At 72.6% G+C, this 26,778-nt stretch carries 25 protein-coding genes; 13 read left to right on the plus strand and 12 right to left on the minus strand.

Going from position 1 to position 26,778, the window contains the following annotated elements:
- Positions 1-18: 18 nt before the first annotated feature.
- From Ari01nite_RS30065 to Ari01nite_RS30095, 7 genes are all read left to right on the plus strand, one after another.
- Entirely contained in the window at positions 19-561 is a 543-nt protein-coding gene (locus Ari01nite_RS30065; RefSeq protein WP_239163152.1) for an acyltransferase, read from the plus strand.
- Complete coding sequence (locus Ari01nite_RS30070; protein WP_203785577.1) at positions 554-2,065, plus strand: GumC domain-containing protein; 1,512 nt, start codon at positions 554-556, stop codon at positions 2,063-2,065. Before Ari01nite_RS30065 ends, Ari01nite_RS30070 begins: the two co-directional genes overlap by 8 nt.
- Positions 2,058-3,359, plus strand: a complete 1,302-nt coding sequence (locus tag Ari01nite_RS30075; RefSeq protein ID WP_203785578.1) for an O-antigen ligase family protein — start codon at positions 2,058-2,060, stop codon at positions 3,357-3,359. The genes Ari01nite_RS30070 and Ari01nite_RS30075 overlap by 8 nt, the downstream gene beginning before the upstream one ends.
- Complete coding sequence (locus Ari01nite_RS30080) at positions 3,356-4,894, plus strand: lipopolysaccharide biosynthesis protein (RefSeq protein WP_203785579.1); 1,539 nt, start codon at positions 3,356-3,358, stop codon at positions 4,892-4,894. The genes Ari01nite_RS30075 and Ari01nite_RS30080 overlap by 4 nt, the downstream gene beginning before the upstream one ends.
- On the plus strand, positions 4,891-5,790 hold the full coding sequence (locus tag Ari01nite_RS30085) for a sulfotransferase domain-containing protein (RefSeq protein ID WP_203785580.1): 900 nt from the start codon (positions 4,891-4,893) through the stop codon (positions 5,788-5,790). The genes Ari01nite_RS30080 and Ari01nite_RS30085 overlap by 4 nt, the downstream gene beginning before the upstream one ends.
- Complete coding sequence (locus tag Ari01nite_RS30090; protein ID WP_203785581.1) at positions 5,787-7,043, plus strand: hypothetical protein; 1,257 nt, start codon at positions 5,787-5,789, stop codon at positions 7,041-7,043. The genes Ari01nite_RS30085 and Ari01nite_RS30090 overlap by 4 nt, the downstream gene beginning before the upstream one ends.
- Before the next feature lie 262 nt (positions 7,044-7,305).
- Entirely contained in the window at positions 7,306-7,764 is a 459-nt protein-coding gene (locus Ari01nite_RS30095) for a glycosyltransferase family protein (protein ID WP_203785582.1), read from the plus strand.
- 71 nt (positions 7,765-7,835) lie between these two features.
- On the opposite strand, the gene Ari01nite_RS30100 is transcribed toward Ari01nite_RS30095, so the two are convergent.
- Complete coding sequence (locus Ari01nite_RS30100; protein WP_203785583.1) at positions 7,836-8,066, minus strand: helix-turn-helix domain-containing protein; 231 nt, start codon at positions 8,064-8,066, stop codon at positions 7,836-7,838.
- Positions 8,067-8,220: 154 nt separating this feature from the next.
- Here Ari01nite_RS30100 and Ari01nite_RS30105 point away from each other — a divergent pair, with 154 nt between their 5' ends.
- Positions 8,221-8,766 carry a glycosyltransferase gene (locus Ari01nite_RS30105; RefSeq protein WP_203785584.1) on the plus strand — a complete coding sequence of 182 codons (546 nt, stop codon included), beginning with the start codon at positions 8,221-8,223 and terminating at the stop codon, positions 8,764-8,766.
- Positions 8,763-9,668, plus strand: coding sequence for a glycosyltransferase family 2 protein (locus Ari01nite_RS30110; RefSeq protein ID WP_203785585.1), 906 nt, complete (start codon positions 8,763-8,765; stop codon positions 9,666-9,668). Before Ari01nite_RS30105 ends, Ari01nite_RS30110 begins: the two co-directional genes overlap by 4 nt.
- 57 nt (positions 9,669-9,725) lie before the next feature.
- Here the strand turns inward: Ari01nite_RS30110 and Ari01nite_RS30115 are convergent, their stop codons facing one another.
- Positions 9,726-11,192 (minus strand): sugar transferase, encoded by a 1,467-nt coding sequence (locus Ari01nite_RS30115; RefSeq protein WP_203785586.1) that lies wholly within the window; start codon positions 11,190-11,192, stop codon positions 9,726-9,728.
- Between the two features lie 140 nt (positions 11,193-11,332).
- Positions 11,333-12,796 carry a glycoside hydrolase family 16 protein gene (locus Ari01nite_RS30120; RefSeq protein ID WP_203785587.1) on the minus strand — a complete coding sequence of 488 codons (1,464 nt, stop codon included), beginning with the start codon at positions 12,794-12,796 and terminating at the stop codon, positions 11,333-11,335.
- Positions 12,797-12,933: 137 nt separating this feature from the next.
- On the opposite strand from Ari01nite_RS30120, the gene Ari01nite_RS30125 reads away from it, so the two are divergent.
- Positions 12,934-14,109: an alpha/beta hydrolase family protein gene (locus tag Ari01nite_RS30125; RefSeq protein ID WP_203785588.1), complete on the plus strand. Its 1,176-nt coding sequence runs from the start codon at positions 12,934-12,936 to the stop codon at positions 14,107-14,109.
- 21 nt (positions 14,110-14,130) lie between these two features.
- On the opposite strand, the gene Ari01nite_RS30130 is transcribed toward Ari01nite_RS30125, so the two are convergent.
- From Ari01nite_RS30130 to Ari01nite_RS30165, 8 genes are all read right to left on the minus strand, one after another.
- Positions 14,131-14,853, minus strand: a complete 723-nt coding sequence (locus Ari01nite_RS30130) for a DUF8817 family protein (protein WP_203785589.1) — start codon at positions 14,851-14,853, stop codon at positions 14,131-14,133.
- Positions 14,854-14,957: 104 nt separating this feature from the next.
- Positions 14,958-16,691: an alkaline phosphatase family protein gene (locus tag Ari01nite_RS30135; RefSeq protein WP_239163147.1), complete on the minus strand. Its 1,734-nt coding sequence runs from the start codon at positions 16,689-16,691 to the stop codon at positions 14,958-14,960.
- Between the two features lie 105 nt (positions 16,692-16,796).
- The gene (locus Ari01nite_RS30140) at positions 16,797-18,254 is read right to left on the minus strand and encodes an aldehyde dehydrogenase family protein (protein WP_203785590.1); all 1,458 of its coding nucleotides are present in this window, start codon (positions 18,252-18,254) and stop codon (positions 16,797-16,799) included.
- 9 nt (positions 18,255-18,263) lie between these two features.
- Entirely contained in the window at positions 18,264-19,256 is a 993-nt protein-coding gene (locus Ari01nite_RS30145) for a branched-chain amino acid ABC transporter permease (RefSeq protein ID WP_203785591.1), read from the minus strand.
- Positions 19,253-20,140 (minus strand): branched-chain amino acid ABC transporter permease, encoded by an 888-nt coding sequence (locus Ari01nite_RS30150; protein WP_203785592.1) that lies wholly within the window; start codon positions 20,138-20,140, stop codon positions 19,253-19,255. Before Ari01nite_RS30150 ends, Ari01nite_RS30145 begins: the two co-directional genes overlap by 4 nt.
- Entirely contained in the window at positions 20,137-20,847 is a 711-nt protein-coding gene (locus Ari01nite_RS30155; RefSeq protein WP_203785593.1) for an ABC transporter ATP-binding protein, read from the minus strand. Before Ari01nite_RS30155 ends, Ari01nite_RS30150 begins: the two co-directional genes overlap by 4 nt.
- A complete protein-coding gene (locus Ari01nite_RS30160; protein WP_203785594.1) occupies positions 20,844-21,569 on the minus strand; it encodes an ABC transporter ATP-binding protein in 726 nt (241 codons plus the stop codon). Before Ari01nite_RS30160 ends, Ari01nite_RS30155 begins: the two co-directional genes overlap by 4 nt.
- Entirely contained in the window at positions 21,566-22,882 is a 1,317-nt protein-coding gene (locus Ari01nite_RS30165; RefSeq protein WP_203785595.1) for an ABC transporter substrate-binding protein, read from the minus strand. The genes Ari01nite_RS30160 and Ari01nite_RS30165 overlap by 4 nt, the downstream gene beginning before the upstream one ends.
- A 108-nt stretch (positions 22,883-22,990) precedes the next feature.
- Between Ari01nite_RS30165 and Ari01nite_RS30170 the strand changes: the two genes are divergently transcribed.
- Positions 22,991-23,791: an IclR family transcriptional regulator gene (locus Ari01nite_RS30170; RefSeq protein WP_203785596.1), complete on the plus strand. Its 801-nt coding sequence runs from the start codon at positions 22,991-22,993 to the stop codon at positions 23,789-23,791.
- Between the two features lie 85 nt (positions 23,792-23,876).
- The gene (locus Ari01nite_RS30175) at positions 23,877-25,340 is read left to right on the plus strand and encodes a benzaldehyde dehydrogenase (RefSeq protein ID WP_203785597.1); all 1,464 of its coding nucleotides are present in this window, start codon (positions 23,877-23,879) and stop codon (positions 25,338-25,340) included.
- On the opposite strand, the gene Ari01nite_RS30180 is transcribed toward Ari01nite_RS30175, so the two are convergent.
- Complete coding sequence (locus tag Ari01nite_RS30180; protein WP_438872244.1) at positions 25,328-25,984, minus strand: endonuclease V; 657 nt, start codon at positions 25,982-25,984, stop codon at positions 25,328-25,330. The two genes, Ari01nite_RS30175 and Ari01nite_RS30180, sit on opposite strands and share 13 nt — an antisense overlap.
- 133 nt (positions 25,985-26,117) lie before the next feature.
- Here Ari01nite_RS30180 and Ari01nite_RS30185 point away from each other — a divergent pair, with 133 nt between their 5' ends.
- Complete coding sequence (locus Ari01nite_RS30185; RefSeq protein ID WP_203785598.1) at positions 26,118-26,663, plus strand: snapalysin family zinc-dependent metalloprotease; 546 nt, start codon at positions 26,118-26,120, stop codon at positions 26,661-26,663.
- Positions 26,664-26,778 lie beyond the last annotated feature (115 nt).

Genomic DNA, 26,778 nt, shown 5'->3' on the forward strand with positions numbered 1-26,778 from the left:
CCGGCACCGGGCCGGACGATTCCGTCCGGCCCGGCGGGGGCGGTCGTCCGCGAGGTCTTCCGGATCAAGCGGGCCTGGTACCGCCTGCGGTACCCGCGGCTCACGCTCGGCCGGGACGTGGAGATCCGCGGCCGGATCCGGCTGCGCCGCGGCGTGACCGTGGTGATCGGCGACCGGTGCCGGCTCAACAAGCTGGTCCGGTTCGCCGGGCCCGGTCACGTGCGGGTCGGCCCGGGCAGCCTGCTCAACGGATCGTGGATCGGCTGCTGGACCAGCGTGACGATCGGCGCCGGCAGCCTGCTCTCCGACTGCGAGATGGTCGACAACACGTTCCACAATCTCGACCCGGCCCGGCGGCACGAGCCGCCCGGCCCCAGCACCCGCGCCCCGATCACGGTCGGCGACAACGTCTGGATCGGGGCCGGTGCGCTGGTCCTCAAGGGCGTCACCATCGGCCGCGACTCGGTCGTCGGCGCGGCCACCGTGGTCCGCTCCGACGTACCGGAGCGGGTCGTGGTGATCGGCAATCCGCAACAGATCGTCAAGAGGTTCGATGACTGACCGCACCGCCGGCATGGACGGCACCGACGTCACGGGCGGACGCACCGTGACGCTCGCCGACATGCTCCGGATCCCGTTCCGGCGCTGGCCGTTCCCGCTGGCCGGGGCGCTGCTCGGGCTCCTGGCCGGTGTCGGCTACCTGCTGCTCCCGGCCAGTTACGAGGCCACCGCCGTGGTGGCGGTGCGGCCGGTCGTCACCGAACCGTTCAGCTATCCCGGCCCGGGCGCCGACCGGGTGGTCAACATGACGGTGGAGAACGGGCTGGCCACCGGCACCGACGTGGTCGCCGCGGTGGCCGGCGCGACCGGGCAGAGCGCCACCGACGCCCGGGCCGGGCTCACCGTGGAACTGCCGGTCGGCTCGCAGGTGCTGCGGTTCCGTTACCTGGCACCGGATTCCGGCGACGCGGTCGCCGGTGCGAACGCCGCCGCCACCGCGTACCTCACCCTCCGCAAGGACATCCACCAGCGGCAGCGCGATGCCATCGTGGCGTCCTACGACGCCAGCCTCAAGACGCTGGCCGCGGAGCGCGACGCGATCCGCCGCGGCCTGCCCACCAAGCTGCCCGCGAGCGGCGGCAACTCGGCCGCGGTCAGCGCGCAGCTCGACCGGCTCCGCGGCCTGGACGACCGGCTGGGCGAGCTGACCACCCGGCGGGCCGTGGCCGCCGCGGTCGACGTCACGCCCGGCACCGTCACCCGGGTGGCGGCGCCGCCGGTCAGCTCCAGCCACGACATGGGCCCGATCCTCGCGGCCACCGCGCTGCTCGGCGGCGCGTTGTTCGGCGCGGTGGCGGCGTTCGGCCGGGAGGCGCTGGACCGGCGGGTCCGGTCCGGTGTGGACGCCGTGGCCGCGACCCGGCTGCCGGTGCTCGCCGAGTTGCACGTCCCCCGGTTCCGGCCGGACCGCGAACGGCACGAGGCCGACGTGCGCTACCTGGCCCTGGCCCTGGTCGGTCAGCTCGGCCCGGTGCCGCACCGCCGCCTGGTGGTGTTCGGCCTGCGCACCGGCGACCGCACCGGCCACGTGGCGGTCGAGCTGGCCCGGTCCCTCGCCGAGCTGGGCAACACGGTGCGCTGGGAGGAGTTGTCCGCCGAGGCGGGGCCGGTACCCGACGGGTTGGTGCCCGCGGGTGGTCCGCCGGAGGTCGCCGACCTCGACCAGACACAGGAGATACGCAGCACCGGCCCGGTCCCGATCGTCGTGGGGCGCCCGAAGAAGCCCGCTCCGGAGAAACCCTCGCGGGCCCGTTCGCTGCCGGCCGGGGCCGGACGGATCTGGCTGGACCCGCCGCCGGAGCCGGACGAGACGATGATCACCGTGGTCCGGGCCGGCGCCGCCCAGACCGACGACCGGGGGGTGCGCGCCGCGCTCGAGGCCGCCGCGGTGCTGGTCGTCCGCCGCGACCAGACCCGGGTGCCGGAGCTGAGCCGGCTGGCCGACGTGCTGCGCCTGACCGGAGCCCGGGTGCTCGGCGTGGTGCTGGTGAGCGGGCATGACTGACCGACCGGCGCTCGGCCCGGCCGCCCTGCCCTGGTGGCCGCTGGCGCTGGCCTTCGGCGGCACGCCGCTGCTCTGGCTCACCGGCGGGTTCTACCTCGGCTGGCCGCTGCTCGGGCTGGTGCTGGCGGTGCTGCTGCTGGCCCGCGACGGCCGGACGCAACTGCCCGCGGGCACCGGTCTCTGGCTGGTCTTCTGCGCCCTGGTGACGCTGTCCTTCAGCCGGCTCGGCGGTGGCGGCGAGGCGCTGGTCGCGGTGCTGCGGCTGGCGTTCTACCTGACCGCGTTCCTGATCGGCCTGTACGTCTACACCGCGCTGCGCGAGGGCCAGTCCTGGGAGCGGGTCTTCCGGCCGCTCTGCCTGTTCTGGCTGGGCATCGTGGCACTCGGCTGGTTCGGTGTGGTCGCACCCCGGCTGAGCGCGGTCAGCCCGCTCGAGGTCGTGCTGCCCGGCGGCCTGACCTCCAGTTCCTTCATCAACGACCTGGTGCACCTGCGCACCGCCGAGTTCAACGACCGTTCGCTCACCCCGGTCTACCGTCCGGCCGCGCCGTTCGCGTACACGAACACCTGGGGCAGCACCTGGGCCCTGCTGGTGCCGTGCGTCGCCGCGTACCTCTTCTCGGTGCGCGCCGGGCGGCTGCGGCCGGTGCTGCTCGCCTCCCTGGTGCTGTCGCTGCCGCCGGCGTTCCTCACCCTCAACCGCGGCATGTTCGTCAGCCTCGGCGCGGGCCTGGCCGTCCTGGCCCTGCGCGGGGTGGTCCGCCGGCAGTTCAAGGTCCTGGCCGCGCTGGTCGCCGGTGCCGCGCTGGTCGGGCTCACCACCGTGGTCATCCCGGTCGGCCGGCTGATCGCCGACCGCACCAGCAGCAGCGACACCACCGTCGACCGGCTCGGCCTCTACCAGCAGGCGCTGCTGCTGGCGCGGGAGGCGCCGCTGCTCGGTTACGGCGGTCCGGTCGACCTGGACACCACCACGGCCGCCGCGCCGGTCGGCACCCAGGGACAGTTCTGGCAGGTGCTGGTCTCGCACGGGATTCCGGCGCTGGTGGTGTTCCTCGGCTGGTTCCTGGTGGTGGCCCGCCGTTCCGGCCGCGCCGTCTCGCCGGCCGGGCAGTGGCTGGCCACCGTGCCGGTGATCGCCGCCGTGCAGGTGCCGTTCTACGGCCTGACCTTCCACAACCTTTCCGTGCTCTGGTACGCGGCCGGCCTCGCCATGGCGGCGGTCGACGGCCCGGTCCGGCGCCCGGCGGCGCTGCCGGTGCCCGCGCGGGTGCCGGCCGGAGCGGCCCGATGAGCGCCGGCGTCGCCGAGCGGCGGCAGAGCGCCCGCAGCGGGCTGATCGGCCTGGCCGGCGCCGCGGTGAGCGGCCTGTTCGGCTTCCTGCTGGCGGTCGTGGTGGCCCGCGGTTTCGGCCCGGCCGGCTCGGGTGCCATCTTCACGGCCATCGGCCTGCTCACCGTCGCCGGTGCGGTCTGCTGCCTGGGCGCCGACACCGGGCTGGTGTGGGCGCTGCCCCGGCGGCCTTCCCGCCCGGCCGGACTGCTCACCGTCGCGCTCGCCCCGGCGCTGACGGCCGCCCTGGTCGCGGCCGTCACCGGGTGGACGGTCGCGGACGACCTGGCCCGGGTGCTGCTGCCCGAGGCCGGCGACGGCACCCGGCTGGTGACCGTGGCGACGGTGGCCGTGCCCGCCGTGGTGGTGATGACGATCCTGCTCGCCGCGGTCCGCGCCACCCGGCCGATCGGGTCGTACGCCGCGGTCCAGTTCGCGCTGCTGCCGATCGGGCGGCCGGTACTGGTCGGCGCGGTGGCGCTGACCGCCGGCGGCGTGGTGCTGGCGATGGCCGGCTGGGTGCTGCCGGTGCTGCTGGCGATCGTCGTCTGCCTGTTCCTGCTCCGCCGGCCACTCGGCCTCGCGGCCGGCGGTGCGCTGCGCCCGGCCGCCGGCGACTGGCCGGCGTTCTGGTCGTACGCCCTGCCGCGGGCCGGCTCGGCCGCGATCGACCAGGGCAGCATGTGGGTCGGCGTCCTGCTGACCGCGGCCCTGGCCACCCAGGCCGACGCGGGGGTCTTCGGCGGCGTCGGCCGATATGTGCTGGCCGGCCAGCTCGCCCTGCAGGGGCTGCGGGTCGCGATCGCGCCGCAGCTGTCCCGGTTGCTCGGCGCCGGCCGGGCCGCCGAGGCGGCCGCGGTCCACCGCCAGACCACGGTGCTCGCGATCGCCCTGTCCTGGCCGGTCTATCTGCTGCTCGGCCTGTTCGCGCCGGCGTTCCTCGGCCTGTTCGGCGGCGAGTTCGTCGCCGGCACCGCCGCGATGACCGTGCTGGCCGTGGCCATGCTGGTCAACGTCGGGCTCGGCACCGTGCAGACGGTGCTGCTGATGAGCGGCCGCAGCCGTGCGCACCTGCTGGCCACCACCGCCGGGTTGTGCTGCACGCTGGCGGCCGGCTTCTGGTGGATCCCGGCCGGCGGGGTGACCGGCGCCGCGGCGGCCTGGGCGACCGGCATCGTGGTCGAGAACGTGCTGGCCGCCGTGGCCGCCCGCCGGGTCATCGGCGCCGCGGTGCTCAGCGGCGCGGCGGTGCGCACCGCCGCTGTCACCGCCGCCGGTGTGGGCCTGGCCGGGGCGATCGCGATCCTGCTCGCCGGGCGGGGCACGGCCGGGCTGTTCCTCGCGCTGGGCCTGCTGGCCGCGGCCGTCGCCGTGGCGCTGACCAGGCGCGGCGTCCGCGATCTGATCCGCAGGCAGGTCGCCCTGGTGCGGCCGCAGCCGCAGCAAGCTGGCGGGCCGGTCACCCCGGCCCCGGACAATCAGGGGGAAGTCGCGTGACGACACTACGGGACCGGGCCAACCAGTTCGCGCCGCACGCCTGGCGGGAGCGGGCGAAGCAGGGCCTGGTGCGGTACGGCGAACGGACCAGCGATCGCCGGTCGCTGCCCGACTTCCTCGTCATCGGGACGAAGCGCGGCGGCACCACGTCACTGTGGAACTACCTCGTCCAGCATCCGCTCGTGCCCCGGCTCTTTCCGGCCTGGAACACCAAGACCTCGCACTACTTCGAGGAGAACTGGCACCGGGGCGAGCAGTGGTACCGCTCGCACTTCCCGACCGACCGGCGCCGGCAGGCCCTGGAACGGCGGCACGGCGCCCCGCCCCGGGCCGGCGAGGCCGCGCCGCTCTACATGTTCCACCCGCTGGCGCCCGGCCGGGTGCACCAGCTCATGCCGCAGGTCCGCCTCATCACCCTGCTGCGCGACCCGGTCGAGCGCGCGTACTCGCACTGGAAGGAGCGCCGCACCGAGGGCAGGGAGCCGCTCGGTTTCGCCGAGGCGCTGGCCGCCGAGGCGGAGCGCACCGCGGGGGAGCGGGACCGGCTGATCGCCGACCCCGACCTGTTCAGCGAGCCGTACGACTGGCACACCTACCGGGCGCGCGGCCGCTACCTCGAGCACCTGGAACCGTGGCTCGGGCTGTTCCCGCGGGAGCAGATGCTGTTCTTGCCGAGCGAGACGCTCTACCGCGACCCGGCCGGCAGCTACGCCGAGGTGCTCCGGTTCCTCGGCCTGCCGCCGCACGACCTGGGCCGGTACGAGGTCTACAACGACCGCAAGTCGTCCCCGATGAACCCGGAAGTCCGGGCCGAACTCGTCGACTACTACCGGCCGCACAACGAGGCCCTGTCCCGCCGGCTCGGGATGAGCTTCGACTGGGCAGGCGCCGGATGAGCCGCACCGCGGAACCGGCGCTGGACGCCGGCGACCCACGCACCCGCACCGACGGTCTCGGCTGGGTGACCCGGGCGCTGTTCGCCGACCCGCGGCTGCGGGTCACGATCGGCCGCGCGGCCGGGCCCGGGGTGCTGTCCTGGGCGATCGTGCCCTCTGTGGAGCGGGCCCGGTTCCTGGTGCCGCTGGGCAACCGGCACGCCGCGGCCGGGTCGATGCTGGCATACAACGCGCTGCGGCCACCGGCGACCCGGGCCGTGCGCGCGGTGATCGGTGCGTTCGCCCGGGCGGGCGCGGTCGAGGCGCTGCCCTTCCCGACGCTGTCGGTGCTGGCGCCGCCGGAGGGCGCGCCGCACACGCCGATCGGCCATCTGCGGGCGGTGCTGGACGAGCCGTCCCTGATCGCGGCGATCGGGGTGCGTCCGCCCGACCCCAACCGCAAGCCCACGCTCCAGCTGTTCGGCGGCGACGGCCGCCCGGCCGGTTACGCGAAGATCGGCTGGAACCCGGCGACCCGCGACCTGGTGCGCGCCGAGTTCGCGGCGCTGCGCGCGCTGCCGGACGATCCGGGCGGCGCCTACCCGGTCCTGCCGCAACCCCGCTACCAGGGGGAGTGGGGCGACCAGGTGATCGGGGTGACCGCCCCGCTGCCCCCGGCGGTCCGCCGGCTGGCCGACCCGGACCGGCCGCGGGTGGCCGCGATGCTGGCGTTCGCGCGTCGTGGCGGCACACCCGGCGAGCGCCGGCCGCTGGCCGCGTCCCCGTTCATCGAGCGGCTGCGGGCCGAGGCGGCGACCGTCGACGGGCCGGAGGGCGCCGCCATCCGGTCGGCGGTGGACGGCCTGGCCGGCCGGGCCGGTGCCGTCGAGGCCGAGTTCGGTGACTGGCACGGCGACTGGGTCCCGTGGAATCTCGGTGAGCTGACCGGCCGCGACGGCACCCGCCTGGTGGCGTGGGACCTCGAGCACGGCGCGGCCGGTGTGCCGGTCGGGTTCGACCTGGCGCACCAGGCGTTCAACACGGCGCTGGTGGTCGGCGGGCAGTCCGCGGCCGAGGCGGCCGGCCGGGCCGGGGCCGCTCTGCTGCGGCACGGCGCCGAACTGGGCCTGGCACCAGGGGCTCCCGGACCGGTCCGGGACGCGTACCTCGCCGAGATGTGGCTCCGCACCCGCCGGATGGCCGCCGGCGGTGCCGGCTGGAACACCGATCTGCATCCCGCACTGTTGGAGGTGTTGCATCAACCGGGAAATTGATCGCAAGCACGGGGGTGAACACCGGCATTTCTCTGGGCCATTTCCTATATAAATGGTCTGCTAAATCGGAGATGGGCGTGGGCTGAAGTGCTCTTATTGAAGTCTCGGGCACGATCTTCGGCATCGATTCCGGCCATTCGAAGCGGACTCGAAAGTGTGAGAAATGCTATTGATGCCGATCGCTTCAGCGGTAACGGCGGCGAGTTAGGTTATCCGTGCCGTTCAATACAGGGCCGCCAATTACCTGTGTGGAGGAATACGTATGGCTGACCCACCGCTGCTTTTCGTCGCGTCCAGCGGCGGGCATCTCGCCCAGCTGCTGGCGCTCGAACCGTGGTATCGGGCGCGGGCGCGGCAGTGGGTCAGCTTCGACACCCCGGACGCCGTCTCGCTGCTGCGCGGCGAGACGGTGACCTGGGCGCACCACCCCACCACCCGCAACCTGACCAACCTGCTGCGCAACTTCGTGCTGGCCGCGCGGATGGTCCGCCGCAGCCGCACCGGCGCGCTGCTGACCACCGGCGCCGGCGTCGCCGTGCCGTTCGTCGTGATGGCCTGGCTGCTGCGCATCCCGACCGTCTACATCGAGGTGTACGACCGCATCGACACGCCGACGCTCACCGCCCGGCTGTGCCGCCCGCTGCTGTCCGCGATGCTCGTGCAGTGGGAGGAACAGCGGCGCTTCTACCCCGAGGCGACCGTGGTGGGCAAGCTCATTTGACATCATTCCCGTCCTGACTGCCCCCGTTCGAGAGGACTCTCGCTGAGGTCTTACGTCGCCTCCACAAGCAATCACGGAGAGCTCCTCCGCGAGCCCAGCGAAAGCTGGCCCGGAAGCTGGTCCCGGAACACGGTCACCGTGGACGGTGCCGCGCCGTCTGGCAGCGGCCGCGACCACACGATGTCCAAGGGTTCGGCCGGCAACGCCATGTTGTAGACCAGCCGGACACATTCGAACGTCCGGGCAAGCTCAGCGGCCTGCTCGGAGTTCGGGTAGAAGCGGTACTTGAACGCCCGCTTCATAAGCCCGGGCACAGTCCGCAGTTAGCTGGCCGACGAGCGAGCGTGACGCGCGGGTGAAGCCCGCCGTGACAGTGAATCGGCACTCCCGGACTCGCCCCGCAGCGATTCCGTTTCCTGCCCGGCCCGATGGCCGGGGCATCCACGGAGGGATTTGATGACAGCGGACGTCCTGGTTTCGGTGGGCACCGACGTGCACCGCTTCGACCGGCTGATGGACTGGATCGAGACCTGGTACGCGGCCCTGGCCGACCGCCCCTCGCTGCTCCTGCAGCACGGGCGCAGCCGGGCACCCGCCATCCCGGGCGCGGTGCCGTTCCTCGACCACGACGCGCTGGGTGCGGCCATGGCCGGTGCCCGCGTCGTGGTGACGCACGGCGGTCCGGCCAGCATCACCGAGGCGCGCCGGCACGGGCACCTCCCGGTGGTGGTCGCCCGCGATCCGGCGTACGGCGAGCATGTCGACGACCACCAGATGCTGTTCACCGCCCGGATGGCCGGCGCCGGCCTGATCCGGCTCTGCACCACCGCCGGCGAGCTCACCGACGCGCTCAGCGAGGGCCTGGCCCGGTCCGGTGCGGCCGGCGACCGGGGCACCGGTGACGCGGCCGAGGCCCGTGCCGCCGCCGTCGCCGCGGTCGGCCGGATCGTCGACGACCTGGTGGCGTCGCGCCGGCAGCGCGGATCGCGGTGGAGCCGATGAACGCGGTCACCGCCGTCATCCCCACCCGGGACCGGCCGGAACTGTTGCGCCGCGCGATCGACGCGGTGCTGGCGCAGGACCACCCGGCGGCCATCGAGGTCCTGGTGGTCTACGACCGGTCCGAGCCGGACGAGTCGCTCAACCGCGCCGGTGACCAGCGTTCCGTGCGGGTGCTCGTCAACGACCGCAGCCCCGGGCTGGCGGGCGCCCGCAACACCGGGATCCTGGCCGCCTCGGGCGACCTCATCGGCTTCTGCGACGACGACGACGAGTGGCTGCCTGGCCGGCTCAGTGCCCAGGTGGCGGCGCTGGAGAGCAGCGGCGCGCACTTCGCCTGCTGCGGCATCCGGGTGCGCTACGAGCAGGACGAGTTCGACCGGGTGCTCGACCTCGACACGGTCACCCTGCCGGCGCTGCTGCGCGACCGGATGACCGAGCTGCACCCGTCCACGTTCCTCATCCGGGCCGCGGCCCTGCGCGACGGCATCGGGCTGGTCGACGAGGAGATCCCGGGCAGCTACGCCGAGGACTACGAGTTCCTGCTGCGGGCCGCGCGGCACGCACCGCTGGTGAATGTCCGCGAACCGGGCACCCTGGTGCGCTGGCACCGCAGCTCGTACTTCGCCCAGCGCTGGCAGATGATCTCCGAGGCGCTGCGCTGGCTGCTCGACCGCTATCCCGAGTTCGCCGGCGAGCCGGCCGGGCTGGCCCGCGTCGCCGGTCAGATCGCCTTCGCCGAGGCGGCGCAGGGCCATTCCCGCGCTGCGGTGCACTGGGCCCGGCGCACGCTCGCCGGCAACCGCCGGGAACCCCGCGCGTACCTGGCCATGGCGGTTGCCTGCCGCCTGGTCCGGCCGGACACCATTGTCCGCACCCTGCACAAGCGCGGTCGCGGCATCTGAGCCGGGGCCTCGGAAAGGCCCCGTACCTCCGAGAGGTACGGGGCCTTCCGGCTTGGCTCAGTAGGCGCCGCTGGCCCGCAGCACCGCGGACCCGGTACGCATCAGGATGATCAGGTCGAGGGTCAGCGTCCAGTTCTCCACGTAGCGCAGGTCGAGCCGCATGGCCTCCTCCCACGGCAGGTCCGACCGGCCGGAGACCTGCCACAGGCCGGTCAGCCCGGGCCGGACCACGAGCCGGCGGCGCATGTCCGACGGGTACGCCGCCACCTCGGCCGGCAGCGGCGGCCGCGGCCCGACCAGCGACATCTCCCCGCGCAGCACGTTTACCAGCTGCGGCAGCTCGTCGAGGGAGTAGCGGCGCAGCACCCGGCCGACCCGGCTGATCCGCGGGTCCTGCCGCACCTTGAAGAGCACCCCGTCGTGCTCGTTGCGGGCGTGCAACCCGGCCAGCAGGTCTTCGGCGTCGCCCCGCATCGTGCGGAACTTGTAGATGCCGAACAGCTCGCCGTGCCGCCCGACCCGGGTCTGCCGGAACAGCACCGGGCCGGGCGCCTTCCGGTCCAGCTTGATGGCCAGCGCGCAGGCCGCCAGTACCGGCGCGAGCAGCAGCAGGCCGAGCCCGGCGCTCAGCCGGTCGAACAGGCCCTTGACCAGCCACCGCGGCCCGGTCAGCCGGGGATGTTCGACGTGCAGCATCGGCAGGCCGTCCACCGGCCGGATGGTGGTGCGGTCGCCGGCCACCTCGACCAGCGCGCTGGCCACCACCAGCTCGATCTCGTGCGCCTCGAGCTGCCAGCCGAGACGGCGCATGCGCGGGCCGTCCAGCTCGGGGCAGGCCAGCACGATCACGGTGTCGGCGCCGGCCCGGCGGGCCGTCTCGGCCGCCCGGTCGAGTCCCTCCACGACCGGCACGGTACGCAGCTGCGGCGGTAGCTCGTCGAACTGCGGCAGGCAGGCGGCCACCACTTCGAGGCCGTGGTACCGCTCGTGGCGCAGCTGGCCGGTGAGGCCGGCGACCGACGCGGCGTGGCCCACCACCAGCACCCGCCGCAGGCAGCGGCCGCGGGCCCAGGAGCGGTGCAGCAGGAACCGGTTGAGGTAGCGGCCGAGCAGGCCGAGCACGGTGGTCAGCGGAATCGTGATGGTGACGTAGCCGCGGGCGACTCCGGTGTCGGTCGCGTACGCCACGAAGGCGATGATCGCGGTCAGCGCGAGGGCGGCACGCAGCAGCCGCTGGTACTCCTCGTTGCCGACGTAGAGGAAGCGGGCGTCGTACGCGTGGTTGAGCATCAGCGCGGTCACCCAGACCAGCGGCAGTGCGCAGCTGATCAGCGCGTACGACCAGCCGTCGATGGCCAGGTCGCCGCCGAACCGGATCTGCATGGCGAGCAGCGCGGCAAGCAGCGAGACGACGACATCGGTGAGGATCACGGCGTAGAGATAATGTCGCTGCCACACCGGCCGCGTCGAGGTGACGGGGATGACCGGCATGGTGGTGAGCGCAGTGGTCGGCGAGTGGTTCATGGCCTTCTGGCGCCCTTTCGCTGGGTAGCACAGTGGACCGGGTGTTCCGCCCCGGTCGGTGCCGCCAAAGAAGGGCCGCCAAGCCACTCTGGACAGTGCGAGCCTACCAACTGCCGGTAAATCTCGCGTTACCCAAAGGTTCAGCCGCGTTTCCACACTCGTACATAGTCGACCTGGAAGTCCGCCGGCAGCCGGGTCGCCGCGTCCGGATCACCCAGCCAGCCGCCGACCTGGAAGTTCAGCCGGAGGTGGAACGGCCGGCTGAACGCCTTGTCGAACCACGGCGTGGTGGACCGGTCGCGCTGCCAGACCAGCTTGCCGTCGATGTACCAGCGCAGCACGCCGGGCTCCCACTCGGTGGTGTAGGTGTGGAAGCCGTCCGCCGGGTACCCGCTCGGGAACTCGTAGCGGTGGTCCTGCTTGACCGGCGTGTAGTCGAGGAAGATGGCCTGGGTCGCGGCCTTGTAGTACTTCGCGCCGCCGGGCAGCTCCATCACGTCGATCTCGCCCACGCCGCCGTCGTCCGGCCGCAGCCAGAAGGCCGGCCACAGGCCCGTCGAGTTGTCCGGCCCGGTCGGCGTCTTGGCCCGCACCTCGAACCGGCCGTAGGTGAAGGACGCGCGGCCCTGGGTGGTCAGGTAGGCGGTGGAGTAGTCGCGGGTCTCCTTGCCGCAGGTCTCGGTCTCCTTGCGGACCCGCAGCGTCACCATGCCGCCCTTGACGAAGACGTTGTCGCCGTCGGCGGTGATGCAGGCCAGATCGTAGTCGACCATGGTGTTGTCCTTGGCCTGCCACTTGGCCTTGTCGAGCTGGCTGCCGTCGAACTCGTCGGACCAGGTGAGCTGCCATCCGTCCGGTTTGGGCTGGGCGACGGTCGGGCTTGCCGTGACGGTCCGGGTCGGCGTGGCCGGGACCGACGGGGATGCGGACGAGGGCGCCGGCTTGGTGGTCGGGGTGACGACCGGGGCCGCGCTGCTCGGCGCCGGCTGGGCGCTGGTCGCGGACGGGCCGGGCTTCTCCGCGACGTCGCGGTAGGAGAGCACCAGCTGCGGGCGGATCGAGGTGTTCTTATTCTCCCGGGAGGCCCAGTAGACCCGGCTGGCCAGCCCGGTCTGCCGCACGGTGAAGGTGTACGTGCCGTTGGCCTGGACCGCCGCGGAGACGTCCCAGGTGTTGTAACCCTTGCTGACCGCGGCCGCGCTGCTCAGCGCGCCGCCCACGGACGCCCGGGCGGCGACCACGCCGGTGCCCGCCGCGGCGCCGCCCGCGTGCACGGTGGTCGCCGTGGCGAACTTGTCCCAGGAGAACAGCCGCATGGTGGCCGTGACGCCGGTGGCGCCGGCCGGCAGCCCCTCGACGTCGAAGCTCAGCACGGCGTCGCGCCACCCCTGCGGGTTGCCGTCACACACCGCCGGGCAGGTGGCGAGCGTCGTCTTGGCGCCGTTGTCGCCGTCCTGCAGCACCTGCGTCGTCGTGGTGTCGGTCGCGGCGGCGAAGGTCAGCTCGGCCTTGTCGTCCGCCAGCAACGGCAGCGCGGTCCCGAGCGCTGCCGTCACCGCGACCACGGTCACCAGTAGAACAATGTTGCGTCTGGTACGGCGCACGCGATCGATCCCCTTCAGTTCACCCGGAGTTCAGGACCTTACCGCCCGGCATTCCATGATCACCGTCCGGTGTGTACTCCTTAAGGTGAGGTTAATCATCCGGCGTCGGTGTGGCGTTGAGCGATTAACGTCGAGCCATGTTGACCCGACGCAGCATGCTTCGTCTGATCACCGTGGGCCCGGTGGCGACGGCGGTCGCCGGTCCCGCCGCGGCCGCCGCGGCCGCGCCCACGGCGTACCGGCTGGACCTCCCGGAACCCACCGGCCCGCACCCCATCGGCACCGTCGAGGTGCACCTCGTGGACCGGGGCCGCCCGGACCCGTGGGGGCTCGGCGACGTCCGCGAACTGATGGTCAGTATCTGGTACCCGGCGTCGCCGGTGGGGCCGCGGGCCCGGTACGCCCCGCCGCGGGCCGGCGCCGCTCTGGCCGACGAGGTCGCCACCGCCCTCGGTCTCCCGGCCGGTTCGATCGACTACCCCGGCACGGTCACCCACGCGCGAGCCGGCGCGCCCGCCGTGGGGCGGCACCCCGTGATCCTGTACTCGCCGGGAGGCGGCACCTCCCGGATCCTCGGCACCAACCACGTCGAGGATCTGGCCAGCCGCGGCTACGTCGTGGTGACCATCGACCACACCGGCGAGGCCCCCGTCGAGTTCCCCGGCGGCCGGGTCACGCCCGTCCAGCGCCCGACCGACTACCGCCAGGTGATCGGTGTCCGGGTCGACGACACCCGCTTCGTGCTGGGCCGCCTCAGCCGCCTCCCCCAGGCCCGCGCGATGGACCTGCGCCGGATCGGCATGTTCGGCTACAGCGCCGGCGGCTTCACCGCCGCGGAGACGATGCTGGTCGACCGCCGCATCGACGCCGGCGTCAACCTGGACGGCACGATGCAGTACGACTTCCCCGTCGGCGAACTCGGCGACTCCGCCCGGCTCGGGCTGAACCGGCCCTTCGTGCTCTTCGGCGCCGCGGGCCACGACCACCGGCCAGAACCGGGCAACCCGCTGAACGACCCGTCGTGGACCAGCTTCTGGGAGCACCAGCGAGCCTGGAAACTCGACCTGAGCATCCCGGACGGCACCCACGGCGCCTTCGCCGACTACCAGTTCTCGGTGCCCGCGATCGCCGCCGCCTTCGACCTGCCGCCCGCAACCGTCGCCGAGGTGCTCGGCACGGTCGACCCGGCCGGCAGCGTGCGAGCCCAGCGCGCGTACCTCGGCGCCTTCTTCGACCAGTTCCTCCGCGGCCGCCCCCAGCCCCTGCTGCGCGGCCCGTCGCCCCGCCATCCCGAGGTGGTGTTCACCCGCTGAACCGCAACCGGCTTCCGGATCTCAGCGCAGCGCCGCTGCCAGGTCGGCCGCGGCCTCGAAGGCTGGTGCCGCCCGGCTGGTCTGGTCCGCGTCGAGCGCGATGTGCTCCGCACGGGTCAGCATGTCCGTTGCGGTCCGCGGGTCGTTGAGCACCATCGCCAACTCGGCGCGGTACACCAGGACCTCCACGTGGGTGACGGGGTCGTCGTCGGCTCGCGGGCGGGCCAGCGCGCTGTCGAGGATGCGGGCGGCCTGGCGCGCGTCGCCCTTGGAGTCGGCCAGCACGGTGGCCGTCGCCAGCACTTTGGTCAGTCGTCCCTCGGAGCTGGGCGGTGCCGGCGCCGGCGTTGCGGCGGGGTTCTGGAAGACGCGGATCCAGTTGCCGCCGGGGTCGACGATGCTGAAGCCGCGCACCCCGTCGGCGTTCTTCCGGGGCCTCGGCCGGGTCATCCTCGGCATCCCGGAGACCAGGACCTTGCCGTACGCGGCCCGCATGCCGGCGGCGAAAGCCCGGTGCAGTCCCGCGATGTCCGGCGTGAGCACGATGCAGGAGCCGTAGGACTGCTCGGGGTCGAATCCGGCGATCTCGAAGAACTGCAGGTTCAGGTCCTCACGTTTCAGTCCCACGCAGGCGTAGGGCTTGCGCTGCTGGTACGTGGTGCTGAAGCCGAGAGCTCCGTAGAAGGTGACGATGTCGTCAATCGACGCGCAGGGCAGCAGGGGAACGGTCACCTCGTTGGTCATGGCTCTTTCCTAGGCGTCACGGACGGGTCGCCGCACATGGAAACAGCCGATCATCGCCTCGCGCCATCCGATCGGCCGATGCTGCCGGCGGGACGGACGAAGGGTCAGTGCGGGTTGCGCAGCGACATCGCCTTCTGCCGGCCGAACGCGGTGAAGAACTTGTCGCGGAACTCGTCCATCCGCCAGACCGGGGCGGTGGGGGACGGCTTCAGGCCGGCCTCCCAGTTCCAGCCGGCGATCCGGTCGAGCACCGCCTCGTCGTGGGCGATGATGGTGACCGGGATGTCGTGGCTGGCGCCGGTGCCGACGATGATGGGCAGCGGCTGGTGGTCGCCGAACATGACCAGGACCAGGTTCTCGTCGCCGTACTTCGCGGCCCAGGAGAGCAGGCTGTCGACCGAGTAACCGACCGATTTCGCGTACTCCTGCCGGGTTTTCTCGGGGTTGCCCCACAGCTTGGACCGGGACTCGCCGCGCTTGGCCATCGGGGCGAAGACGCGGCCGTCGCCGATCCGGTCCCAGTCGACCATGGCCGGGACCGGGGTCCACGGCTCGTGGCTCGAGGTGAGCGTGACCTCGGCCATCACCGGGCCGTGCGCCTTGCCGTAGACCTCGCGCTGGAAGGTCGCCAGCGTGTACTGGTCGGGCATCCGGGACCAGCCGAAGCGCGGGCCGCGGTAGCCCATGTTGCGCGAGTCGTACACCGTCTCGTAGCCGTAGAACGACGCCTCCGGCCAGGCCACCGTGTTGCCCGGCTCGACGCCGACGGTCTGCCAGCCGGCGTTCTGGAACGCCTTGGTGATGGTGAGCCGGTCGCTCGCGGTCACCTGGCGGTACCGCTGCTGGCTGTTGATCCACAGGCCGGACTGGAACGCCGCGTGCGCGAGCCAGCTGCCGCCGCCGAACGTGGACGAGGTCAGGAAGCCGCTCCTGGCGGTGAACCCGGCCGCGGCCAGCTTCTTCTCGTTCGCCGCCAGCACCGGGCCGACGACCGCGTTCATCTGCGGGTCCTCGATCGCGGTGCGGCCGTAGCTCTCCACCACGCCGATGATCACGTCTTTGCCCTGGAGCCCGGCGACCAGTTGGTTGGCCGGCACGTTCCGGAACGGGTCGTTGCGGGCCGCCTCGGCGAACCGGCGCTGGTCGCGCAGCGCCTCCGGAATCTGCTTGACGGTGGTCTTGAGCAGCACCGCCGCGGTGTCCGAGGCGACCGGGTTGTCGGGGAACAGCGTGACGCCGCTGAGCGACAGCGCGAGCCAGACCGCGCTGAGCCCGATCAGCGCGCGCCGGGCCGGGCCGGCGAACCGGACGGTGACCCGGGACAGCCGCCGCACCGCGAGCACGGCCAGCGTCACCACCACGACGCCGAGCACGATCACACCCACCACCGCGGCGTTGGCGGTGGCCCGGCCGTCGGTCTCGCTCAGCGCGTTGTAGCCGTCGCCGAGCAGCGGCCAGTCCAGGACCGGGTTGAACCGGCGGCCCAGCACCGTACGGAATCCCATGTTGAAGAGCTTGAGCACCGCCACGAAGCCGAGCCCCAGCCCGAACAGCCAGGTCATCGGCCGGCGCCAGCGGGGGGAGAGGGCGATCAGCACGGCGGCGCCGAGGATGCCCTCGAGCGGCACCCGCAGGAACGCGCCGGGCACCCAGGTGCCGGTCTTGACCCGGGCCACCGCGTCCGGCACCACCAGGACGAGGTAGACCAGGACGGCGGCGAGTGCGGTCAGCCCCCAGCCGGCGAACCGACGCCACCGGGGCCGGGCCGGCCGACTGATGACGGTTTCGGCGGGTCCACCCTCGGTGACGGCGAGGGGGGATCGGTCGATGAGCGTCAAAATCGGCAGTCCTCCGGGTCGAGGGCGGCGCGTGCCACCGCACTCTCATACGAGGCCCGGCCTCGGACGGTTCATCGATCGAAGTGATCCAGCCCCGGAAGCCCCCTAAAAGGGGAACTCGCGCCGGCTGTCCCGCATGGTGATCCACTGGAGTTCAGTGAAGTCCTCGTCGGCGAACTGGAGGCCGAACCGGCCCCAGCCGCTGTCCTTGAGGCCGCCGAACGGCATGTGCGGCTCGTCGTTGACCGTCTGGTCGTTGACGTGCACGATGCCGACCTCCAGGCGGCGGGCCAGGTCGAGGGCGCGGTACGGGTCGGCCGAGATGATCCCGGCGGTCAGCCCGTACCGGGACGCGTTGGCCCGCCGGATCGCCTCCTCCGGCCCGTCCACCGTCTCGAGCAGCGCCACCGGCCCGAACGTCTCCTCGGACGCGATCTCGGCGTCGGCCGGGATGTCGGTGAGCACGGTCGGCGGATAGCAGGGCGGCTGGGCCGTGCCGCCGGTCAGCAGCCGGGCGCCGAGCGACACCGCCTCGTCCACCCGGCGGCCGATCAGGCTCAGCGCCCACTCGTTGATCAGCGGGCCGACCACGGTGCCCGGGTCGCGCGGGTCGCCGACCGGCAGCCGGGACACCTTGGCGATGAAGCGTTCGGTGAACTCCTCGGCGACCGGCCGGTCGACCAGGATCCGGCGTACGCACATGCAGATCTCGCCCTGGTGCACGAAGGCGCCGTAGGTGGCCGCGTCGACCGCCAGGCCGAGGTCGGCGTCGGCCAGCACGATCAGCGCGTTGTGGCCGCTGAGCTGCAGCACCGGCCGTTTCAGGTAACGCGCCGCGAGCTCGGCGAGCCGCCGGCCGGTGACCGTCGAGCCGGTGAAGCTGATCCGCCGGACCAGGGGATGGGTGACGAGTTCTTCGGCGATCATGCCGGCGTCGCCGGGCGCGTGTGTGACGACGTTCAACGCCCCGGGCGGCAGCCCGGCCTCGGCGAACACCTCGGCCCACAGCGTGCCGCCGGTGATCGGCGACTCCTCGCTGGGCTTGAGCACCACGGTGTTGCCGAGCGCGAGCGGGCCCACCACGGCCCGCCCGGCCAGGCTCAGCGCCGCGTTCCAGGGCGCGATGGCGGCGACCACCCCGACCGGCCGGCGCACCGCGAGCGCGCGCGAGCCGGGCAGGTCGGTGGGCAGGATCTGGCCGGTCGGCGCGTGCGCCAGCCCGGCCGCCCCGCGCAGCATGGTGAGGCAGAAGTTGAACTGCACCCCGCCGAAGTACGGTCCGCAGCCGGTCTCGGCGGCCAGCAGGCCGAGCACCTCGTCGCGGCGCCGGGCGAGCGCGTCGGCGGCCCGGATGAACAGCACCTGCCGGTCGCTCGGCGGCAGCGCGGCCCAGCCCGGGAACGCGGCGTGCGCGGCCTCGATCGCCAGCCGGGCATCCTCGCCGTCGCCGGACGCGACCTCGGTGAGGGCCGCGCCGGTCCACGGGTCGTAGTTCGGATGGAACCGGCCGCTGATCGAGCCGACCCGCTCGCCGCCGATGGCGTGCAGCACCTTATCGATCATGACTGCATGCTATCGAGCGGGCCGTAACGAGTAGCCGACCGGTAGTAACCGGAACGGCAGCCGGTCGTCGGCGAGGCTCCACAGCCCGCGCGGCAGGAACAGCGCGAACGCGATGGCCACCGCGCCCAGGCCGATCAGGTACCAGGCGCCGAACTGGGCGAACCAGTCCTGCAGCAGGAAGAACAGCACCGCGCCCAGGATCGGCCCCTCGTACGTGCCGATCCCGCCGACCAGGACCATGAACAGCATGTAGGCCGACCACTGCACCCCGAAGATCGACTGCGGCTGGATGAACAGCGTGTTGGCCAGGGTGAGCGCACCGGCCGCGCCGCAGCCGAAGCCGGCCAGCACGAACAGCACGAACTTCAGCGGGCCGACCCGGACCCCGAGCGAGGCGGCGGCCTCCTCGTCGTCGCGGATCGCCTGGATGGCCGCGCCGCTGCGCCGGCGCAGCAGCAGGAAGACCAGGAGCAGCAGGAGGAGGGTGAAGGCCAAGGTCAACCAATAGGTGTACGCGCGGCGCCAGTCCGGTGCGAACGCGTTGAGGCCGCGCAGCGACACGCCGGTGCCGCCGCCGAGGTCCTCGTCCAGCGCGATGAGCAGGGCCAGCGCCTCGGCGACGACCCAGGTGCCGACCGCGAACTGGCCACCGCGCAGCCGCAGCAGCAGCGGGGCCAGCGCCACCGCCAGCACGGCCGAGGCGATCGAGGCCAGCACCACGGCCAGATAGGGGTGCACGTCGCGCTGGGCCAGGAACACCGTCCCGTACGCGCCGAACCCGATGAACGCCTGCTGGCCCACGGAGACCAGCCCGCCGTAGCCGGCCAGCACGTTCCACATCACGGCCATGATGATCAGCGTGCACAGCGTGGTGAGCTGCTGCACCACGTCGGTCCGGAAGAGAAAAGGCACGGCAAAAAGCGCGATTCCGAACGCGACCAGCCCGGTCGACGCCACCCGGGTGGCCCGCCCCGAACGCTGCACGGTCCACTGATCCGTCATGCGGTGCGTCCTTCCCGGCGGTAGCTGAACAGAGACCGGCCGCGCGGGCTGGCCAGCACGATGAGGAAGACCAGGTGGCCGGCCAGGATCGAGTACTGCGGGTCGATGGTGGCGCCGATGGTCTGCGCCACGCCCAGCACCATGCCGCCCCAGAGCGTGCCCCACAGCGAGCCCAGGCCGCCGATCACCACCGCCTCGAACGCGAAGATCAGCTGGGTCGGGCCGCTGGACGCGTCGAAGGTGGACCGGATCGCCAGGAACACCCCGGCCAGGGTCGCGGTGGCCACGGCGATCGCGGTGGCCCGGGCGTACACCGACTGGGCCGGCACGCCGACCAGCGCGGCGGTGTCCGCGTCCTGCGCGGTGGCCCGCATCTCCCGGCCGAACGCGGTGCGGCGCAGGGCCAGCTGCAGGCCGCCGAGCACCAGCACGGCCACCGCGAGGATCAGCACGCCCAGGTACGAGACCGAGAGCTGGTCGGTGATCCGCCAGCTGCCGGTGGCGATCCCGCCGGCCGCGCCGCCGAGCGAGCGCACGTCCGGCGAGTAGCCCTCCAGCAGCGCGTTCTGGATGACGATGGCCAGCCCGAACGTGGTCAGCAGCGGGGTCAGCGCGCCGCCGCGCAGGCTGCGGGCCAGCACCGTCCGGTGCAGCAGATAGCCGACCACGAGCATGGCCGGCAGGGCCGGCACCAGCGCCCAGAACGGGGACAGGCCGGCCTGCGTGCTCAGCGTCCACACCAGGAACGCACCGAGCACGGCCAGGTCGCCGTGCGCCAGGTTGATGATCCGCATAACCCCGAAGATCAGCGAGAGGCCGCAGGCGAACAGCGCGTACAGGCCGCCTAGGAAGATGCCCTGCAGGATGGCGTTCAGCAGGTTCACGACGGCCTCGCAAACCCGAAGTAGGCGGTGACCACCTCGTCGCGGGTCACCGCCGCGGTCTTGCGGTCCAGCACGATGCTGCCCTCCAGCAGGCAGATCACCCGGTCGGCGACGGCCAGGGCCCGGTTCAGGTCCTGTTCCACCAGCAGCACGGTGGCGTCGCGGTCGCGGAGCACGGTCAGGTTGGCGTACACCTCGTCGACGGCCTTGGGGGACAGGCCCAGCGAGACCTCGTCGATGAGCAGCAGCCGCGGGTTGGTCATCAGCGCCCGGGCGATCGCGGTGGCCTGCTGCTGGCCGCCGGAGAGCCGGGCCGCGAGCCGGCCGCGCAACGGGCGCAGCACCGGGAACGCGTCCAGCACGGTCTCGAGATTCCACGGGCCGGGCCGGGCGCGGCGGCCGGCGACCAGCAGGTTCTCCTCGACCGTCAGCTCGCCGAACAGCTTGCGGCCCTCGGGGACCAGGGCGATGCCGCGGCGCACCCGCTCGTGCGCCGGCACCCCGGCCAGGTCGGCTCCGTCGTACGAGACCATGCCCTCGGCCGGCGGATGTGCCCCCGCGACCGTGCGCAGCAGCGTGGTCTTGCCGGCGCCGTTGGCGCCGATCAGCGCCACCACCTCGCCCTCGGCCACCGCGAACGAGACGCCGCGCACGGCGTGCAGCAGGCCGTGCCGGGAACCGAGGCCGTCCACCGCGAGCAGGCTCATCCGGTTGCCTTTCCGAGGTACGCGTCGATCACGACGGCGTCGCCGAGCACCGCCTGCGGTTCCCCGTCGGCGATCACCCGGCCGGTGTCCATGCAGACCAGCCGCTCCACCACCTGCACCAGGACGTGCACGATGTGCTCGATCCAGACGATCGCGGTGCCGCCGGCCCGGACCTGCTTGATCGCGGTGACCAACTCGGCCGCCTCGGCGTCGGTGAGGCCCGCCCCGATCTCGTCGAGCAGCACCACGTCCGGGCCGGTGGCCAGGCAGCGGGCCAGTTCCAGGCGCTTGCGGTGCAGCAGGCCGAGGCTCTCGGCACGGCGGTTGGCCAGCCCGGCCAGCCCGCATTCGTCGAGCACCTCGATGCAGCGCCGGTGCGCCGCGGCGCCGGACAGCCCGGCGCCGTATGCCGCCGCGACCACCACGTTCTCCAGCACGGTCATCCCGCCGAACGGGCGCGGCACCTGGAACGCCCGGCCCACGCCCATCCGGCAGCGCTGGTCGGGCCGGGTGCGGGTGATGTCGCGCCCGCGGAACGACACCGTCCCGGCCGACGGGCGCACCGCGCCGGCCAGGACGTTGAGCAGCGTCGTCTTTCCGGCCCCGTTCGGGCCGACGATGCCGACCGCCTCGCCCGCGGAGACCGTGAAGTCGACACCCTGCAACACCTGCAGGTCGCCGTAGCGCATGCCGAGCCCGCGGCCGTCCAGAATGACCGTCATCGGTACGGCAGCAGTTTCGCGGCGACCGGCACGTTGGGGTCGGAGGAGTTCTCCACCTGGACGAACTCGACCTGGTAGCGGCTGTCCGTCGACTTGATCCACTGGCCGCCGAGGATCGGCGCGGTCACCACGTTGGCGTTCGGGCCCTTGCCGAACTCCAGCTTGCCGACCGGGGTGTCGATGCTCAGCGACCCGATCGCCTTGGCCACGCCCGCCTTGTCCTTGGGGTCGGCGACGGCCTGGAACGCCGCGGCGGCCACGTCGAACAGCGCGAGGCTCGGCCCGAGCTGCTGGTTCCACTGCTTGCCGGCGGCCTGGTAGCCGTCGCCGAGCGCCTTGCTGTCGACGCCGGTCAGCGACGACTTGTACGGCCACCACGGCGCCCAGTAGGCACCGCCCGCGATGTTCAGGCCGATCGGACCGAGCGCCTCGATCTGCGACGGGAACAGCCCGGTCTTGGCAACCTGGCAGATCTTCGGCTGATATCCCTGCTGGGCGGCCTGCCGCCAGAACGTGGCGAAGTCCGGCGGGATCGGGAAGGTATTGAAGATCTCGCAGTTCTCCCGCTTGAACAGGGCGATCTGCGCCGAGTAGTCGTTGGTGCCGCTGGTGTAGGCGCCCGGGTCCACGATGGTGTAGCCGGACTTGGTCAGCAGCGGGCCGAGCGCGGCCCGGATGGCGTTGCCGTCCGAGTCGTTCGGCCACATGACACCGACCTTCTTGTTCGTCGGCACCTGCGGCCACTCGTGGGTGTACATGTTGTGGAACTGCTCGACGCCGAAGCAGAAGTGGTAGGTGAACTTGTAGGCGTTCTTCTCCTCCGGCTTGGCGCCGCGGCCGAAGTACCAGGCCTGCCAGGGCACCACGGTGGAGACGCACGGCACGCCGGCCGCCTCGCACGCGTCGGAGACCGGGTTGACCGTCTCGGGGGTGGACGTGGTGAGCATCAGGTCGACCGCGTCGCCGTTGATCAGGTCGTTGGCGACCTGCGCGGAGCGCTGCGGGTTGGACTGGCTGTCCCGGTCGAGGATCTGCACCTCGTACTGGGTGCCGCCGATCGAGAGCCCACCGGCGAGTGCCTTCTTGGCCAGATCCAGGACGTAGGCGTCGGGTTCGCCGAAGCCGGCCGCGGCACCGGTCCGCGGGCTGACGAAGCCGATCTTGAGGACGGGTTTGCTGGTGTTGCCGGAACTCTCCTCGCTGCCCAGGCCGCCGCACGCGGTCAGCAGCGGCGCGGTGGCGGTCAGGGAGATGCCGATGCCGGTCGCGCGGAGCAGGTCGCGCCGGGTGATGCCCGATTGGCTGACATTCATGGGAAGCCTCCTGGCGAGGACTGGTGCCGAGGAAGGTAGGAGTCGCCTCTCGGGGCCGTCAACGGCTTGTTCGAATATCCGGAACTCGTGTTGATAGAGTGCGACACCATGGCCGACGCATCCGGGTCCTTCTCCCAGTCCCTCGAGCGTGGGCTGCGGATTCTCACCGAGTTCGCGGAGAACGGGCCGGTGCTGGGCATCGCCGAGCTGTCCCGCGCGGTCGACCTCAACCGCAGCACCACCCACCGCTACGTGGCCACGCTGACCGCGCTCGGCTTCCTCCAGCAGGACCCGGACACCCGCAAGTACTCGCTCGGCCCGCGGGTGGTCGACCTCGGGTTCGCCGCGATCAGCTCGATGGAGATCACCGGGGTGGCCGCCGGATACCTCCAGGTGCTCTCCGACGAGACCGGATGCGCGGCCAGCATGGCGGTGCTCGACGGCGCCGACATCGTCTACGTCGAGCGGCGCCGCAGCCGGCGCACCGCGGGCCTGGCCGTCGACCTCAACCTGCACGTCGGGTCCCGGCTGCCGGCCTACTGCACGTCGATGGGCAAGGTGCTGCTGGCCTACCGCGACCCGGTGGCGCTGCGCCCGCTGCTCGACCGGATGGACCTGGCCCGCCGCGGCCCCAAGACCATCACGGTGCGGGAACAGCTGGTCACCGCGCTGGCCAAGGTGCGCCAGGCCGGCGTCGCGGTGAACGACGAGGAACTCGCCCCCGGGCTGCGCTCGATCGCCGCCCCGGTGCGCGACCGCTCCGGCCAGGTGGTCGCCGCGATCAACGTGGCCGTCCACCTGACCACCTGGACCACCTCGGTCGAGTCGGTGATCAGCCGGCTGTCCGGGCCGCTGCTGCGGTGCGCCGCGGACATCTCGCACCAGCTGGGATATCGACCCCGGTCCTGATGTTCGAACTGTTGAAACAGCGTGTTGATTGCTGGGAAATCTCGGCCTAGGTTGGGCGCACCCCGCCCGACGCTCGGAGGCCCTGATGGCTCTTCTCGACAGCAACCGCTGGCACGACCTGATCTTCGACGGTGGCTCCTGGCGGCCCGGCAGCGGCGCGTCCATCGACGTGATCGAACCGGCCACCGGCGAGGCCCTGGGCCAGGTCACCCTGGCCACCCCCGACGACGTGACCCGCGCCGCCAAGGTGGCCGCCGAGGCGCAGCGGGAGTGGGCCGCGGCGCCGCACTTCCACCGGGCCGCGGTGCTGCGCAGGGCCGCCGCGCTCTGGGCCGAGCATGCCGAGGAGATCTCCTGGTGGAACATCCGCGAGGTCGGCGCGATCCCCGGGATGGCCGGGTTCGCGGTGCACGTGGCCGAGCAGGAGTGCTGGGAGGCGGCGGCGCTGCCCAGCCGCCCGTACGGCGAACTGGTGCCCTCCGGCGACCCCCGGCTGTCGATGACCCGCCGCTACCCGGCCGGGGTGGTCGGCGTGATCGCACCGTTCAACGTGCCGATCATCCTGGCCATCCGCTCGGTCGCGCCGGCACTGGCGCTCGGCAACGCCGTACTGCTCAAGCCCGATCCCCGGACGGCGGTGACCGGCGGTCTGGTGCTGGCCCGCATCTTCCAGGAGGCCGGCCTGCCGGACGGGCTGCTCCAGGTGCTGCCCGGTGCCGCCGACGTGGGCGAGGCCATGGTCTCCGACCCGCGGGTGCCGGTCATCTCGTTCACCGGTTCCACCGAGGCCGGCCGCCGGGTCGGCGCGCTGGCCGGCAGCCACCTCAAGCGGGCCCACCTCGAGCTGGGCGGCAACTCGGCGCTGATCGTGCTGGACGACGCCGACCTGGACGCCGCGGTCGGGCTGGCCGCCTGGGGCAGCTGGTTCCACCAGGGACAGATCTGCATGACCACCGGCCGGCACCTGGTGCACGAGCGCATCTACGACGAGTTCGTCGAGCGGCTGGCGGACAAGGCGGCCAAGCTGCCGGTCGGCGACCCGGCCCGGGAGCAGGTAGCGCTCGGCCCGATCATCGACGAGGGCCAGCGCGACAAGATCCACGACATCGTCACGGCCAGCGTCGGCGACGGCGTGCGGCTGGCCGCCGGCGGCGAGTTCGACCGGCTGTTCTACCGGCCCACCGTGCTGGCCGGGGTCGGCGCCACCACGCCGGCGTTCGCCCGCGAGATCTTCGGCCCGGTCGCCCCGGTGGCCCGCTTCGGCACCGTCGACGAGGCGGTTGCGCTGGCCACCACCAGCGAGTACGGCCTGTCCCTGGGCATCGTCACCCGGGACGCGATGCGCGGCGTCGAACTGGCCGACCGCATCCCCACCGGCATCGTGCACATCAACGACCAGACCGTGAACGACGAGGCGAACGCCCCGTTCGGCGGCACCGGCGCCTCGGGCACCGGCTCCCGCTTCGGCGGCGCACAGGCCAACATCGAGGCGTTCACCGAGACCCGCTGGGTGACCGTCCGCAGCCAGGCCGCGACCTACCCGTTCTGAGAGGCGCGCAGCGCGGCCCGGGAGCTGATGTCGGCCTGGCGGGTAGGTTCGGGGATCCGGAAACCGGCGCTCAGGCGTACCGCCAGATCGGTGCAGTCGGCTAGGGCGATGCGGTGGCCGGCGGACACGAAGACCGGCTTGGTGTGGTCGCGGGTGCGCACCCGGCGGCCCACGACCTCGCCCCGGTCGGTCAGGTCGGACCAGGCGCCGCGGTGTGCGGCCGGCTCCGGGCCGGTGCCCACGAATGCGGTCTTGGCCACGCCGAACGCCGGCACGTCGAGCAGCACGCCGAGGTGGCAGGCCAGGCCGAAGCGGCGCGGGTGGGCCACCCCGTAACCGTCGCAGATGAGCAGGGGCGGTGGCTGGCTGAGCCGGTCGATCGCGGCCAGCAGCAACGGGACCTCCCGGAAGGCGAGCAGGCCCGGTACGTACGGGAAAGTGACCTCGCCGGCCGCCGTGGCGACCTCGAGCACCGCCCGGCTGGACACCTCGACCAGCACCGCGGCGGCCACCGCGCGGTCCGAGCCGGTGTCGTAGGTGACGTCCAGGCCGACCACGGTCCCGGGCAGCGGGCCGCGGCCGGCCGGCAGCACCAGCCGGGTGCGCAACTCGTCCTGCACCCGCTCGGCCTCGTCCGGTCGCATGGCGGACAGGGTAGCCATCCCGCCCGCGGGAGAGGGCAACTGGTATGAGCCGAAAGCATCGATATATGTCACTTGATGGTTAGAGTCGCGTGGCAGGGACCCCACCCGAGGTTCCCCCACCTCAGGAGGCAACATGCTTCTACGACGCTGGGCCGCGGCGTTCATTGCCGTCGCCGCCCTCGCCGGAGTGCAGGTCGCGAGCGCCACCCCCGCCTCGGCCGCACCGCGCATCCTGTACTACGACGCGAGCCAGGCTCAGGAATTCCAGGCCGCGGTCGCCCAGGGCGCGCAGATCTGGAACAGCCGGGCCACCAACGTCCAGCTCCAGCCGGTGCCGGCCGGTCGCACCCCCAACATCCGGGTGTACGCGGACAACGGCTGGCCGCGGGCGCAGACCACGTCGCTCGGCAACGGCCGCTGGTACATGGGCCGCCAGGCAGTCAACCAGGGTTACTACGTGCCGCGGATCGCCGCCCACGAGTTCGGTCACCTGCTCGGCCTGCCGGACCGCCGTACCGGTCTGTGCGCCGACCTGATGTCCGGCAGCAGCGCGCCGGTGTCCTGCCAGAACGCGTACCCGAACGCCACCGAGACCAACACGGTGAACCGCAACTTCGCCAGCGCCGCGACGGCCGCGCCGACCACCTACGTGTGGCAGCCGTCGCTGGTCGCGCCGTAGGACTTTCCGGTCAAGAGGGGGTGGATCGCCGTCGCGCTCTGGGGCGCGGCGGCGATCACCTCCCCCCGCTGATCGCCCAGTACGGCGCCGGCGTCACCACCGCGCAGATCGGGCG

This window comes from Paractinoplanes rishiriensis, assembly GCF_016862375.1.
Lineage (GTDB): Bacteria > Actinomycetota > Actinomycetes > Mycobacteriales > Micromonosporaceae > Actinoplanes > Actinoplanes rishiriensis.

Excerpts from the sequence above, each read along its gene's own strand:
- Ari01nite_RS30070 (WP_203785577.1), top strand. The coding sequence starts at position 554 with ATGACTGACCGCACCGCCGGCATGGACGGCACCGACGTCACGGGCGGA.
- Ari01nite_RS30165 (WP_203785595.1), bottom strand. The coding sequence starts at position 22,882 with ATGAATGTCAGCCAATCGGGCATCACCCGGCGCGACCTGCTCCGCGCG.
- Ari01nite_RS30170 (WP_203785596.1), top strand. The coding sequence starts at position 22,991 with ATGGCCGACGCATCCGGGTCCTTCTCCCAGTCCCTCGAGCGTGGGCTG.
- Ari01nite_RS30185 (WP_203785598.1), top strand. The coding sequence starts at position 26,118 with ATGCTTCTACGACGCTGGGCCGCGGCGTTCATTGCCGTCGCCGCCCTC.
- Ari01nite_RS30100 (WP_203785583.1), bottom strand. The coding sequence starts at position 8,066 with ATGAAGCGGGCGTTCAAGTACCGCTTCTACCCGAACTCCGAGCAGGCC.
- Ari01nite_RS30130 (WP_203785589.1), bottom strand. The coding sequence starts at position 14,853 with ATGACCAACGAGGTGACCGTTCCCCTGCTGCCCTGCGCGTCGATTGAC.
- Ari01nite_RS30155 (WP_203785593.1), bottom strand. The coding sequence starts at position 20,847 with ATGAGCCTGCTCGCGGTGGACGGCCTCGGTTCCCGGCACGGCCTGCTG.
- Ari01nite_RS30095 (WP_203785582.1), top strand. The coding sequence starts at position 7,306 with ATGGCTGACCCACCGCTGCTTTTCGTCGCGTCCAGCGGCGGGCATCTC.
- Ari01nite_RS30080 (WP_203785579.1), top strand. The coding sequence starts at position 3,356 with ATGAGCGCCGGCGTCGCCGAGCGGCGGCAGAGCGCCCGCAGCGGGCTG.
- Ari01nite_RS30140 (WP_203785590.1), bottom strand. The coding sequence starts at position 18,254 with ATGATCGATAAGGTGCTGCACGCCATCGGCGGCGAGCGGGTCGGCTCG.
- Ari01nite_RS30105 (WP_203785584.1), top strand. The coding sequence starts at position 8,221 with ATGACAGCGGACGTCCTGGTTTCGGTGGGCACCGACGTGCACCGCTTC.
- Ari01nite_RS30145 (WP_203785591.1), bottom strand. The coding sequence starts at position 19,256 with ATGACGGATCAGTGGACCGTGCAGCGTTCGGGGCGGGCCACCCGGGTG.
- Ari01nite_RS30090 (WP_203785581.1), top strand. The coding sequence starts at position 5,787 with ATGAGCCGCACCGCGGAACCGGCGCTGGACGCCGGCGACCCACGCACC.
- Ari01nite_RS30180 (WP_438872244.1), bottom strand. The coding sequence starts at position 25,984 with ATGCGACCGGACGAGGCCGAGCGGGTGCAGGACGAGTTGCGCACCCGG.
- Ari01nite_RS30075 (WP_203785578.1), top strand. The coding sequence starts at position 2,058 with ATGACTGACCGACCGGCGCTCGGCCCGGCCGCCCTGCCCTGGTGGCCG.
- Ari01nite_RS30125 (WP_203785588.1), top strand. The coding sequence starts at position 12,934 with ATGTTGACCCGACGCAGCATGCTTCGTCTGATCACCGTGGGCCCGGTG.
- Ari01nite_RS30110 (WP_203785585.1), top strand. The coding sequence starts at position 8,763 with ATGAACGCGGTCACCGCCGTCATCCCCACCCGGGACCGGCCGGAACTG.
- Ari01nite_RS30160 (WP_203785594.1), bottom strand. The coding sequence starts at position 21,569 with ATGACGGTCATTCTGGACGGCCGCGGGCTCGGCATGCGCTACGGCGAC.
- Ari01nite_RS30115 (WP_203785586.1), bottom strand. The coding sequence starts at position 11,192 with ATGAACCACTCGCCGACCACTGCGCTCACCACCATGCCGGTCATCCCC.
- Ari01nite_RS30175 (WP_203785597.1), top strand. The coding sequence starts at position 23,877 with ATGGCTCTTCTCGACAGCAACCGCTGGCACGACCTGATCTTCGACGGT.